Below are 11,734 nucleotides of genomic sequence, written 5' to 3'. Positions count from 1 at the left end.
CCCGCTGGCAGGATGACGGCATGACGTTCACCCTGCGCGTGCCCGAGCCACGCGACGCGGCCGAGATCGCAGCGCTCCACGTGGCCACGTGGCGAGAGACGTACACGCACCTCCTGCCCGCCGGCTTCTTCGACGACGACTTCGTGCAGGGGCGCCAGAGCATGTGGACCCGCATCCTCGGTGACCCCCGCGACGAATGGCGCGTCTGGATCGCCGAGAGCGAGGGCCGCATCATCGGCTTCGCGACCTCGGGACCGGGCCAGGAGTTCGAGGGCGCGCCGCCGCCCTGCGAGCGCCAGCTCTACATGCTCTACGTCGCGGCCGCCGATCACGGCGGGGGAGCTGGGCAGGCGCTGCTCGATGCGGTGCTCGACGAGGGGCCCGCTGTGCTGTGGGTGGCGAAGCAGAACCCCCGCGCCATCGCGTTCTACCGGCGCAACGGGTTCGACTTCGACGGCGCCGAGCAGACAGACCCGATGGTGCCGTCGATCATCGACTTGCGCATGCTGAGGTGATCTGCGTCACAGGGTCTCAGCCCGAGAAGTCCGAGTCGTCGGTCCAGGCGGCGATGTCGACGCCGTGGTTGTCGGGTGAGATGAGGGTCCACCACTCCGGCGCGTGGGAGTCGTCGGCCATCCGCCCGCCCGCGGCCAGCGCCGCCGCGACGCGCGCCTCGACCTGATCGCGCGGCACGGAGATGTCGATGTGCGTGCGCCCGCGGCCCGGCTTGGGCGGGTCGAGAGGATGGAACCACACGTGCGGGTTGCGGCGCAGAGGGTCGATCGCGTCCTCGGCGCCGAAGGGGTCGTAACCGAGCGCGGCGCTCCAGAACGGCCGGACGTGCGCGTCGGGTCCCTGGGCGACGGCGATGCCGACGACGGTCAGCACGGACGGGTCGGCCTCGAGGCCGAGTTCGCCGGCGGCACGTGACACGGATGCGGCGAGTTCGGCATCCTTCCGGCTCAGCGCCCCGTCGCGACGGCTGAAGGTCTTGACGAAGACGCCCTCGGGCCGGAGGTCGATGTCGGGATAGTGATCGAGACCCTCGGCGATCGCGGCGACCTCCGCCACCAGACGTGCGCCGTGGGAGAGCGATTCGGCGCGGAAGAAGGCGTGCGCGCCCCAGTAGAGGACCCGCCAGTCCGCCACGCCCTCGGACGCGTGGAAGGCCACGGGGCTGATCGTCTCGACGTCCGGGGCGATGGTGCCGTCGCCGAGCGGTGGCTGGGCGAGGATGATGCGGGCCAGCTGCTGCGGACGCGTCAGCTGCGGCCAGTGCCCCGTCGGCAGGTCGATGTAGGTGACGTCGCGCAGGCGCGCGAACTCCTGCACCGGCGGCGCACCCGCGTCGATCCAGCTCTGCAGGTCGGCGACCGTGTACTCGGTCGCGATGGCTGTGACCGGGATGTCGAGGCGGCGGTCGTCGCCGAGGCGCTGGATGCCCGTGACGACGCCGGCGGGCGAGGGGATCGCATACGCGCGGAACGCCGTCATGCCGCCGTCGCCGAGATCGCGCAGATCGGCGTCATCGAACTCGCTCCACGGCGGCAGTGGCAGCTCGCCGCCCTCCGTCGCGAACCCGTCGAGCAGGGGGTCGCCGTCGGCCGTCGGGAAGCCTCCGATGAGGATCAGACGCGCGACACGATCGGGGCGCGCGTCGGCCGCCGCGTAGACGATGCCCGCGCCCGCGGAGTGTCCGACCAGGACGACCCGCTCGCCGGGCGCCTCGTCGATGGCGGCCACGACAGCCGCGACGTGGTCGGCCAGGGTGATCGCCGAGCGGTCGGCATCGGCCGATCCCATGCCGGGGAGGGTGAGCGGCACGGGCCGATGCCCTTCACGCTCGAGGGCCGGCGCCACCTCGTACCACGCCCATCCGCCCATCCACAGGCCGGCGACCAGGATGATGTCCATTCGTGCTCCTCGCGACTCCAGGGTGATGTCAGTGTCGCGCGCTCCGCCGACATCCGCCAGGATTCGGCGCGAAGGGGAATAGCGCGTTCGCGGGGTCGATTGAACCTGATACCCCTAGGGGGTATAACAAAAGCGTACTTCGACGAGGAGATCACCGTGACCGATCCGCATCGCGACCAGGACCACTCCGGGCACGACCACGACCACTCCGCTCATCGGGCCATGAGCGCGACCGCCACGACCGACGCCGATCACGCCGCGCACGCCGATCACGCCGATCACATGGGTCACGGAGGCCACGCCGGCCACGGCGCGGACCACGTCGCCCGCTTCCGCCGCCTGTTCTGGATCAACCTCGCCCTCGCGGTGCCCGTGGTCGCGTTCTCGGGCATGTTCGCGATGGTGCTCGGCTACACGCTGCCCGACGCCCCCTGGGTCCGCTGGATCTCGCCCCTTCTCGGCACTGTCATGTACTTCTGGGGCGGCTGGCCCTTCCTCTCGGGCGCCGCATCGGAGCTGCGCTCCCGCAAACCCGGCATGATGCTCCTCATCGGCCTCGCGATCACGGTCGCGTTCTTCGCGTCGTGGGGTGCGAGCCTCGGGCTGCTGCACCATGAGCTCGAGTTCTGGTGGGAGCTGGCCCTGCTCATCGTGATCATGCTGCTCGGCCACTGGATCGAGATGCGCTCACTCGCCCAGACGAGCTCAGCGCTGGACTCGCTCGCGGCGCTGCTCCCCGACGAGGCCGAGCGTGTGGAGGGCGACCGCATCTTCACGGTCGCACCGTCCGAGCTGCGGCTCGGCGACGTCGTCGTGGTGCGCCCCGGCGGCAGCGTTCCCGCCGACGGCCGGATCGTCGACGGCGGCGCCGACATGGACGAGTCCATGGTCACGGGCGAGTCCCGGCCCGTCGTCCGCGGCGTCGGCGATCACGTGACCGCCGGCACGGTCGCCACCGACTCGGGGCTGCGGGTCGAGGTCACCGCGACCGGCGACGACACCACGCTCGCCGGCATCCGACGGCTCGTCGCCGAAGCGCAGAGCTCGACGTCGCGTGCGCAGCGCCTGGCCGACCGTGCGGCCGGCTGGCTGTTCTGGCTCGCCCTCGGCGCCGCTGCGCTGACCGCGATCGTGTGGACCATGCTCGGACTGCCCGACGAGGCGGTCGTGCGCACCATCACCGTGCTCGTGATCGCCTGCCCTCACGCGCTGGGCCTCGCGATCCCGCTCGTGGTGTCGATCGCCACGGAACGGGCCGCGCGCGGCGGCGTGCTGATCAAGGACCGTCTGGCGCTCGAGAGCATGCGCACGATCGGCGCTGTGCTGTTCGACAAGACGGGCACCCTCACGAAGGGCGAGCCGACGGTGGTCGACGTCGCATCCGTGGCGGTGACCGGCGAGGACCCGATCGATGCCGACGGCGTGCTCGCGCTCGCCGCGGCAGCCGAGGCCGACAGCGAGCACCCGCTCGCGAAGGCCATCGTGCGCGCTGCGAAGGAGCGCGGTCTCGCGGTCGCCCCCGCGTCCGGCTTCCAGTCGTCGCCGGCCGTCGGCGTCACCGCGACCGTCGACGGGCATGTCGTGCGGGTGGGCGGCCCTCGCCTTCTCGACGAGATCGGCCGTGTCGACATCGTGGCCGCGCGTGCCTGGCGGGACCAGGGCGCGATCGTGCTCCACGTCGTTCGCGACGGCTCCGTCGTCGGGGGCCTCGCGCTCGCCGACGAGATCCGCCCCGAGTCCCGCGAGGCCGTCGACGCGCTGCACCGGCTGGGCGTCGAGGTCGTCATGATCACGGGCGACGCCGAGCCCGTCGCGCGGTCCGTCGCCGAGGCGCTCGGCATCCGTCGCGTGTTCGCCGGGGTGCGCCCGGAGGACAAGGAGCGGAAGGTCGCGGAGCTGCAGAGCGAGGGCCTCAAGGTCGCGATGGTGGGCGATGGCGTCAACGACGCCCCCGCGCTCGCGCGGGCGGACGTCGGCATCGCGATCGGCGCCGGAACCGACGTGGCGATCGGGTCGGCGGGGGTCATCCTGGCGTCGAGCGATCCGCGCTCGGTGCTGTCGGTGATCGAGCTGTCTCGCGCGAGCTACCGCAAGATGACGCAGAACCTCTGGTGGGCCGCGGGCTACAACCTCATCTCGGTCCCGCTGGCGGCCGGAATCCTCGCCCCGATCGGCTTCGTGCTGCCGATGTCTGTCGGCGCGATCCTCATGTCGCTGTCGACGGTCGTCGTGGCGCTCAACGCGCAGCTGCTGCGCCGGCTCGACCTCAGCCCGGAACGGAGCGCCCGCGCGGTCCTCGACCGCTGACTCCGGGGACCGGATGCTGCGCCCCGGCGCCGGGGCGCAGCATCCGCGATCCGTGCCTCCGGAGGTCGCGGAGATAGGGTTTGAGGATGACGACTCCTCCCGGCTGGTACGACGACGGTCACGGCGCGCTGCGCTGGTGGGACGGGACGCAGTGGACGGAGCACGTCGCTCAGCCCGACCCGGAGGCGTCGCCGGCCCCGACGGAGGCCGAGATCGTCGCCGGAGCCGAGGCATCGGGGGAGAGCCAGCAGGAGGCGTTCGCGTCGCAGCCCGTCTCCCCGGCGGCGCAGCCGTACCCGGCGCAGCCGTACCCGGTGCAGGAAGGGTACGCGCCGGTCGAGGGGTCTCCGCAGGGCGTGTACCCCGGAACACCGGCAGGCGTCGCTCCTGCCGGTGGCGGCTTCACGGCGGCGACCGAGCCGCGGAGAACGTCGAAGCTCTGGATCGTGTGGGTCGTGCTCGGCGTGGTGCTGCTCGGCATCGTGATCGCCGCAGCCGTCGTGATCCCGCTGCTGCTCCTGTCGGCGTCGACCGCGAACAGCGCCGGCCAGTCCGATGACGAGCGAGCCGCCGTCGCGACCGTGGGCCTGTACGACGACGCGTGGCAGGAGGGCGACTGCGACTCGTTCGCCGCCGCCACGTCCGAGAACTTCCGCGACACCGTCGGGCTGCTCGACTGCGCGACGTTCGAATCGCAGGCGTCCGCCTTCGACGAGAACTTCGACGACTACGAGATCAAGGTCACCGACGTGGAGACCATCGGCGACCAGGTCGCGGTGACGACGAACGAGACGTACACCGCGCTCGTCGACGAGGACGGCCAGCCGACCGACCCCGCGCCCGGCGCCACGGTGTACCACTACACGCTGGTGCAGTCGGACGGCGAGTGGGTCATCGACGACCTGTCGTACGAATGACCCCGCCCGAGACGGCGCGCCCTCTCCACGACGCCAGGTTCTTCCTCACCTGCGTCGGCATCGGCCTCGTTGCGGGTCTCCTGTCGGGCCTGTTCGGCGTGGGCGGCGGCACGGTCATCGTGCCGTTCCTGGTGCTCTTCCTCCGCTTCGACCAGCGGCTCGCCGCGGGCACATCGCTCGCCGCGATCGTGCCCACCGCGACGGTGGGCGTCATCTCGTACGCCGTGCACGGCTCGGTCGCCTGGATCCCCGCGCTGCTGCTCGCCGCGGGCGCGGTGGTCGGCGCCCAGATCGGCACGTGGCTGCTGCCGCGGCTCTCGCTGACGGTGCTGCGATGGGCGTTCGTCGGCTTCCTCGCCGCAGTGATCGTCAGCCTCTTCATCGTGATCCCGTCCCGCGATGCCCAGTTCTCCCTCACCTGGGTGAGCGGAGTCCTGCTCGTCGTGCTGGGGGTGGTCACCGGCATCCTGTCGGGGCTGATCGGCGTCGGCGGCGGGATCATCGTGGTGCCGGCGCTCATGGTGCTGTTCGGCACGAGCGATCTCGTGGCCAAGGGCACGTCGTTGCTCATGATGATCCCGACGGCCGTCTCGGGAACGGTCGGCAACATCCGGCGGCGAAACGTCGACCTCGTCGCGGCGGCGATCGTCGGCGTCGCGGCGTGCACCACGACGGCGCTCGGCGCGTGGGCGGCGACGCTCATCGATCCCTTCGTCGGCAACATGCTGTTCGCGGCGTACCTCGTGATCATCGCGGTGCAGATGGGCCTGCGGGCCTGGCGCGGGCGCCCTCGCCCGACGACCGGCCCGGCCGGCCCGGGGGATGCTGCTCGGTAGGATGGGCGGGTGCCAGTGAACCCCGAGCTCGTCGGCCGCGACTTCCCGCCGACGACCCCCTACCTCGTGGGTCGCGAGAAGGTGCGCGAGTTCGCGCGCGCCGTCTTCGCCGATGACCCGCAGCACACCGACCTCATCGCCGCCCGGGCGCTCGGCTACGCCGACGTCGTCGCGCCGCCGACCTTCGCGATCGTGGTGACCGACGCGACGCTCCAGCAGCTGCTGGGGGAGCCCGACTCGGGCATCGTACTGAAGAACGTGCTGCACGCCGAGCAGAAGTTCCGCTACTCGCGGCCGATCGTGGCGGGCGACGAGCTCACCGCGAAGCTGTCGGTCACCGGCATCCGTGCCATGGGCGCGGCCGCGATGGTCACGAGCGAGTCCGAGATCACGGATGCCGCGGGCGGCCACGTCGTCACCACGACGTCCGTCCTGCTCGTGGGGGAGGGCGACGCATGAGCGCGCTCGCGAACCTGACCGTCGGCGACGTGGTCGCCGAGCGCACCGTGCACCTCACGCGTGAGTCCCTCGTGCGCTACGCCGGGGCCTCCGGAGACTTCAACCCGATCCACTACCGCGACGACGTGGCTTCGGCGGTGGGTCTGCCGGGCGTGCTCGCCCACGGCATGCTCACGATGGGCCTCGCCGTCGGCACGATCGAGTCGTGGCTCGGCGACACCGGCCGCATCCTCGAGTACGGTGTGCGCTTCACCAAGCCCGTCGTCGTCGACCCCGAGACCGGGGCCGACGTCACCGTCGTCGCGAAGGTCGGGGCGGTCGACGAGGAGTCCGCCCGCATCGACCTCACCGTGTCGTTCGAGGGTGTCACCGTGCTCGTCAAGGCGCAGGTGCGCGTCCGGACCGTCTGACGCATGCCCGACATCACCCCCATCCCGCTCGCGCGGCTCACGACGCTGCGCACCGGCGGCACGCCGGAGCGCATGATCGACGCCCACACGACCGATGAGCTCGTCGACGCCCTGCGCGACGTCTGGGCCTCCGGCGACGAGTGGCTCGTGCTGGGCGGCGGGTCGAACCTGTTCGTGGGCGACGAGTCCTTCGCCGGCACGGTCGTGCGCGTGCTCACGAAGGGCATCGAACGGATGCCGTCGCCCCTGTCCGGACGCGTCCGGCTCAGAGTCCAGGCGGGTCATGACTGGGACGACCTCGTCGGCTTCGCGGTCGCCGAAGGGCTCGGCGGCATCGAGGCGATGTCGGGGATCCCCGGAACCGTCGGCGCCGCCCCGGTGCAGAACATCGGCGCCTATGGCCAGGAGATCGTGCAGACCCTGAGCGAGGTCGAGCTGCTCGATGAGTCGACCGGAGAGGTGTCGACCGTTCCCGCCGCCGAGCTGGGCCTGGGCTTTCGGACCTCCGTGCTCAAGCACCACTACGGCTCGGTGCCCGCGCGCCGCGCGGTGATCCTGTCGGTGACGCTGGACCTGCCCGAGATCGGCCAGGGCGCCCGCCGCATCGCCGGGGATCAGCTCCGCACGGCACTCCGCCTCGGCCCCGACGACGAAGCGACCCTCGCCTGGGTGCGCGAGCGCATCCTCGAGACCCGGCGCACCAAGGGCATGGTGCTCGACGCCGATGATCCCGACACGTACAGCGCCGGGTCGTTCTTCCAGAACGCGGTGGTGTCGGCATCCTTCGCCCGGACGCTTCCCGAGGCGTGCCCGCGCTGGCCGGTGCACCCCGACCTCGACCCGGTGCTCGTCATCCCGCTCGCGAACTTCGACGGCTACGTGCCCGCGCCCACGACGGTGGAGTCCGACGTCAAGGTGAGCGCCGGCTGGCTCATCGAGCATGCCGGCGTGCGCAAGGGCTTCCGGCTGCCGCGCTCGCGCGCCGGCCTGTCGACGAAGCACGCGCTGGCGCTGACGAACCGCGGCAGCGCGACCGCAGCCGAGCTCGCCGAGCTCGCCCGCTTCATCCAGGGTCGCGTGCAGTCCGAGTTCGGTCTGATCCTGCAGCCCGAACCCGTCCTGGTGAACGTCGAGCTCTAGCCCCCGGCCGCGGCATCCGTCCCCCCCTACGGTTCGGGGCGCACGGCGAACGTTCGGGGCGCACGGCGCGCGCCCCGACGGCACGGAACGCGCCCCGAACCCCGAAGCGACCCGCCGACAGACGCAGAAACGCGGATGCCTCGAGCCGAGGCATCCGCGTTCTGAAAGGGTTGTTACGACGCGAAGAGGCGCTGCATGCGCTGCACGCCCTCGAGGAGGGCGTCGTCGCCCAGCGCGTACGAGAGGCGCAGGTAGCCGGACGGGCCGAAGGCCTCGCCCGGAACCACGGCGACCTCGGCCTTCTCGAGGATGAGGTCGGCCAGCTCGAGGGAGGTCGTCGGCGTGACACCCGCCCACTCGCGGCCGAGGAGCCCGCGCACGTCGGGGTAGGCGTAGAAGGCGCCGAGCGGCGTCGGCACCTCGACCCCGTCGATCTTCGACAGCTCGGCGACGATCAGCTTGCGGCGGCGGTCGAAGGCCTGGCGCATCTGCTCGACCTCGTCCTGGGGGCCGGTGAGCGCCGCCAGCGCCGCGCGCTGCGCGATGTTGTTCACGTTCGAGCAGAGGTGCGACTGCAGGTTGCCGGCGATCTTGATCGCGTCCTTGGGGCCGACCATCCAGCCCAGGCGCCAGCCGGTCATCGCGTAGGTCTTGGCGACGCCGTTGACGAGGATCGTCTGGGCGGCCGCCTCCGGCACCGCCTCCACGATCGACACCGCGCGCGTGCCCTCGTAGACGAGGTTCTGGTAGATCTCGTCGGAGATGATCCAGATGCCGTGCTCGACGGCCCACCGGCCGATCGCCTCGGTCTCCTCCAGCGTGTACACCGAGCCGGTGGGGTTCGACGGCGACACGAACACGAGCGCCGTGGTCTTGTCGGTGCGGGCGGCCTCGAGCTGCTCGACCGTCACCTTGTAGTCCTGGTCGGCACCGGCGAAGACCTCGACCGGGATGCCGTCGGCCAGCGCGATCGCCTCGGGGTAGGTGGTCCAGTACGGAGCCGGCAGCAGGACCTCGTCGCCGGGGTTCACCACGGTCTGGAAAGCCTGGTAGACGGCCTGCTTGCCGCCGTTGGTGACGATGACCTGCGACGGGTCGACCTCGAGACCCGAGTCTCGCAGCGTCTTCCCTGCGATCGCCTCGCGCAGGACCGGGAGTCCGGCGGCGGGGGTGTAGCGGAAGTTCGCGGGGTTGTGCAGCGCCTCTGCAGCCGCGTCCACGATGAACTGCGGCGTCGCGAAATCGGGCTCGCCCGCCGCATACGAGATGACCGGTCGACCGGCGGCCTGGAGCGCCTTCGCCTTGGCATCGACCTTCAGGGTCGCGGACTCGGCGATGGCGGAGAGCTTGCGGGAGAGCGGAGCGCGTTCTGTCACGGTTCGAGCGTAGTCCGCGCGGCGGGAGGCTTCAGCCGCCGATCGCGCACGCGTGGCCCGCGCGTGTGCGCGATCCGCCGCCGACACGACGGAACGTCCGGGGTAAGCGCTCTTCCGGATTCGGCCGGTGCGGCGGTAGCCTGTGCGTCGTGGACGCCTGGATCTGGGGAGCCGTCGTGCTCGCCATCGTGCTCGTCATCGCCGGTGGGATCGCCTGGTGGCTGGCGCGCGGGTGCGTGCTGACCATCATCGGCGCCACGGGCGCCATCCTCGGCGGCCTCGTCGCCCTGATCAGTCTCGTGCTGCTGCTCGACCCCGATGTCGGCCTGCGCGTCGCGTTCATCGTCACGGTCGGCTCGGGGGTATGGCTGCTCGCCTGGGCTCTGGCGGGGGGAATCCGTGGTCAGCGCATGCTCCGCGCGGAACAGCGTGCGGAGGTCGATGCCCGAGCGGTGCGTGTCCCGGTGATGGTCGCGTCGCGGCACTGATCAGCGTTCGGGCTTGCCGACCGCCCACGGTGGGCGTGGCATCCACCGAATGGGGGATGCCGTCTCCTGCGGATGACCACTGGGCGCAGCATCCGTCATCCGTGACGCTGGAAGCATGCAGACACAAGCGGTGCGGGTGCGGAACCTGCGCAAGACGTATGGTGACCGCACGGTCGTCGACGGGGTGTCGTTCGAGATCGAGCGCGGCGAGACCTTCGCCCTGCTCGGGCCGAACGGCGCCGGCAAGTCGACGACCGTCGAGATCCTCGAGGGGTACCGGCGCCGCACGGGCGGTGACGTCGAGGTGCTCGGCGTCGACCCGGCGACGGGTGGGCTGGACCTCAAGGCCCGGCTCGGCATCGTGCTCCAGTCGACCGGCCAGTCCGGTCTCGTCACCGTGCGCGAACAGCTCCGGCAGTTCGCGGGCTTCTATCCGGATCCGCGCGACGTCGACGAGGTGATCGCGGCCGTCGGTCTCGAGGCGCAGGCGAAGACGCGCATCTCCAAGCTCTCCGGAGGCCAGCAGCGCCGCGTCGACGTGGCCCTCGGCATCATCGGTCGCCCCGAACTGCTCTTCCTCGACGAGCCGACGACGGGCTTCGACCCGCATGCGCGTCGCGAGTTCTGGGAGCTGATCCGACGCCTCCAGGCCGAGGGAACGACGATCGTGCTGACGACGCATTACCTCGACGAGGCGGCGCAGCTCGCCGACCGCGTCGCGGTGATCGCAGCCGGTCGGCTGCAGGCGATCGGGCCCGTCGCGGGGTTCGGCGGCGATGCGGCGCGCGTCCCGGTCGTGCGATGGGTGGAGGACGGGATGCCGCGGCACGAGCGCTCCGAGGACCCCTTCGCGTTCGCGACCGCCCTGGCTGCGCGGCTGGGCGCAGCGCCCGCCGAACTCGAGATCGTGCGGCCGAGCCTCGAGGACGTCTACCTCGAGCTGGTCGGCGAGACGACCGCCGACGCGGTCCCGGGTGCGGCCGTCCAGAAGAAGGGAGCGGTGCGATGAGCGCCACCGTCGAGACAGCGCGGGCGGTCGGCCTCCGTCCGCGTCGTGCACGCAGCAACGTCCTGCGCGTGGGCGTCTGGCGCACACGGTTCGAGCTGATGCAGTACTTCCGCTCGGGCGACACGCTGTTCTTCACGTTCCTCTTCCCCGTCTTCATGCTGGGGCTCTTCAGCGTCGCGTTCGGCTCGGACGGCGACGTGCAGATCGCCCCGGGCGTGCCGGCGATCTCGATGGCCGAGCTGTACCTGCCCGGCATGATCGCCGCGGGCCTGCTGCTGTCGGGCTTCCAGAATCTGGCCATGGACATCGCGATCGAGCGGTCCGACGGCATGCTGAAGCGTCTCGGCGGCACGCCGCTGTCACCGGTGAGCTACTTCATCGGCAAGATCGGACAGGTGCTGGTCACCGGGGTGCTCCAGTCCGCCCTGCTGCTGGTGTTCGCGTCAACGGTGCTCGGGGTCGAGCTGCCGACGGAGCCGGCGCGCTGGGCGACGTTCGCGTGGGTGTTCGTCCTCGGCATCACGACGTCAGCCCTCCTGGGCGTCGCGCTGTCCTCCGTGCCTCGCACCGCGAAGAGCGCGACCGCCGTGGTCGTGCCGATCGCTCTCGCGCTGCAGTTCATCTCGGGCGTGTACCTCACGTTCTCGCAGCTGCCGGAGTGGCTGCAGAATGTCGCCGGGCTCTTCCCGCTCAAGTGGATGGCCCAGGGCATGCGGGCCGTGTTCCTGCCCGACGCCTATGCGACCCTCGAGCAGAACGGCGAGTGGAACCTCGCGGGCGTCGCGATCGCGCTCGGTGTCTGGCTGGTCGTGGGACTGGTGCTCTCGCGGATCACCTTCCGCTGGATCCGACGCGACGCGTAGCCTGCCGGTGGGCCG

Annotated in this window: 12 protein-coding genes; 10 read left to right on the top strand and 2 right to left on the bottom strand. The window is 71.3% G+C overall.

All coding sequences use genetic code 11. The annotated features are described in order from the left end of the window. Positions 1-20: 20 nt before the first annotated feature. Positions 21-515: a GNAT family N-acetyltransferase gene (locus J2Y46_RS17530; RefSeq protein WP_310243989.1), complete on the top strand. Its 495-nt coding sequence runs from the start codon at positions 21-23 to the stop codon at positions 513-515. 16 nt (positions 516-531) lie between these two features. On the opposite strand, the gene J2Y46_RS17525 is transcribed toward J2Y46_RS17530, so the two are convergent. Continuing rightward, a complete protein-coding gene (locus J2Y46_RS17525) occupies positions 532-1,914 on the bottom strand; it encodes an alpha/beta fold hydrolase (RefSeq protein WP_310243986.1) in 1,383 nt (460 codons plus the stop codon). A 156-nt stretch (positions 1,915-2,070) separates the two neighbouring features. On the opposite strand from J2Y46_RS17525, the gene J2Y46_RS17520 reads away from it, so the two are divergent. The 6 genes from J2Y46_RS17520 (at position 2,071) to J2Y46_RS17495 (ending at position 7,983) form a co-directional block, all read left to right on the top strand. Next, positions 2,071-4,221: a heavy metal translocating P-type ATPase gene (locus J2Y46_RS17520; protein ID WP_396653211.1), complete on the top strand. Its 2,151-nt coding sequence runs from the start codon at positions 2,071-2,073 to the stop codon at positions 4,219-4,221. Positions 4,222-4,307: 86 nt separating this feature from the next. Beyond that, positions 4,308-5,138, top strand: coding sequence for a DUF2510 domain-containing protein (locus J2Y46_RS17515; RefSeq protein ID WP_310243982.1), 831 nt, complete (start codon positions 4,308-4,310; stop codon positions 5,136-5,138). Further along, positions 5,135-5,974, top strand: a complete 840-nt coding sequence (locus J2Y46_RS17510) for a sulfite exporter TauE/SafE family protein (protein ID WP_045300425.1) — start codon at positions 5,135-5,137, stop codon at positions 5,972-5,974. The genes J2Y46_RS17515 and J2Y46_RS17510 overlap by 4 nt, the downstream gene beginning before the upstream one ends. 9 nt (positions 5,975-5,983) lie before the next feature. After that, a complete protein-coding gene (locus J2Y46_RS17505; protein WP_310243980.1) occupies positions 5,984-6,433 on the top strand; it encodes a MaoC family dehydratase N-terminal domain-containing protein in 450 nt (149 codons plus the stop codon). Next, on the top strand, positions 6,430-6,843 hold the full coding sequence (locus J2Y46_RS17500) for a MaoC/PaaZ C-terminal domain-containing protein (RefSeq protein ID WP_045300421.1): 414 nt from the start codon (positions 6,430-6,432) through the stop codon (positions 6,841-6,843). The genes J2Y46_RS17505 and J2Y46_RS17500 overlap by 4 nt, the downstream gene beginning before the upstream one ends. 3 nt (positions 6,844-6,846) lie before the next feature. Next, a complete protein-coding gene (locus J2Y46_RS17495) occupies positions 6,847-7,983 on the top strand; it encodes a UDP-N-acetylmuramate dehydrogenase (RefSeq protein ID WP_045300420.1) in 1,137 nt (378 codons plus the stop codon). A 173-nt stretch (positions 7,984-8,156) separates the two neighbouring features. On the opposite strand, the gene J2Y46_RS17490 is transcribed toward J2Y46_RS17495, so the two are convergent. Continuing rightward, entirely contained in the window at positions 8,157-9,359 is a 1,203-nt protein-coding gene (locus J2Y46_RS17490) for a pyridoxal phosphate-dependent aminotransferase (RefSeq protein WP_045300419.1), read from the bottom strand. 149 nt (positions 9,360-9,508) lie between these two features. Between J2Y46_RS17490 and J2Y46_RS17485 the strand changes: the two genes are divergently transcribed. From J2Y46_RS17485 to J2Y46_RS17475, 3 genes are all read left to right on the top strand, one after another. Continuing rightward, positions 9,509-9,847: a hypothetical protein gene (locus J2Y46_RS17485; protein WP_045300417.1), complete on the top strand. Its 339-nt coding sequence runs from the start codon at positions 9,509-9,511 to the stop codon at positions 9,845-9,847. 115 nt (positions 9,848-9,962) lie between these two features. Then, positions 9,963-10,856, top strand: coding sequence for an ABC transporter ATP-binding protein (locus tag J2Y46_RS17480; RefSeq protein ID WP_045300415.1), 894 nt, complete (start codon positions 9,963-9,965; stop codon positions 10,854-10,856). Next, positions 10,853-11,719, top strand: coding sequence for an ABC transporter permease (locus J2Y46_RS17475; protein ID WP_310243970.1), 867 nt, complete (start codon positions 10,853-10,855; stop codon positions 11,717-11,719). The genes J2Y46_RS17480 and J2Y46_RS17475 overlap by 4 nt, the downstream gene beginning before the upstream one ends. The last annotated feature ends 15 nt before the right edge of the window (positions 11,720-11,734 follow it).

The sequence above is a fragment of the Microbacterium sp. BE35 genome (assembly GCF_031457705.1).
Classification (GTDB): Bacteria; Actinomycetota; Actinomycetes; order Actinomycetales; family Microbacteriaceae; genus Microbacterium; species Microbacterium trichothecenolyticum.
The sequence above is the reverse complement of the archived record's forward strand: the minus strand, read 5'-3'. Positions and strand labels throughout refer to the sequence as shown.

Excerpts from the sequence above, each read along its gene's own strand:
- J2Y46_RS17530 (WP_310243989.1), top strand. The coding sequence starts at position 21 with ATGACGTTCACCCTGCGCGTGCCCGAGCCACGCGACGCGGCCGAGATC.
- J2Y46_RS17500 (WP_045300421.1), top strand. The coding sequence starts at position 6,430 with ATGAGCGCGCTCGCGAACCTGACCGTCGGCGACGTGGTCGCCGAGCGC.
- J2Y46_RS17480 (WP_045300415.1), top strand. The coding sequence starts at position 9,963 with ATGCAGACACAAGCGGTGCGGGTGCGGAACCTGCGCAAGACGTATGGT.
- J2Y46_RS17515 (WP_310243982.1), top strand. The coding sequence starts at position 4,308 with ATGACGACTCCTCCCGGCTGGTACGACGACGGTCACGGCGCGCTGCGC.
- J2Y46_RS17510 (WP_045300425.1), top strand. The coding sequence starts at position 5,135 with ATGACCCCGCCCGAGACGGCGCGCCCTCTCCACGACGCCAGGTTCTTC.
- J2Y46_RS17475 (WP_310243970.1), top strand. The coding sequence starts at position 10,853 with ATGAGCGCCACCGTCGAGACAGCGCGGGCGGTCGGCCTCCGTCCGCGT.
- J2Y46_RS17495 (WP_045300420.1), top strand. The coding sequence starts at position 6,847 with ATGCCCGACATCACCCCCATCCCGCTCGCGCGGCTCACGACGCTGCGC.
- J2Y46_RS17525 (WP_310243986.1), bottom strand. The coding sequence starts at position 1,914 with ATGGACATCATCCTGGTCGCCGGCCTGTGGATGGGCGGATGGGCGTGG.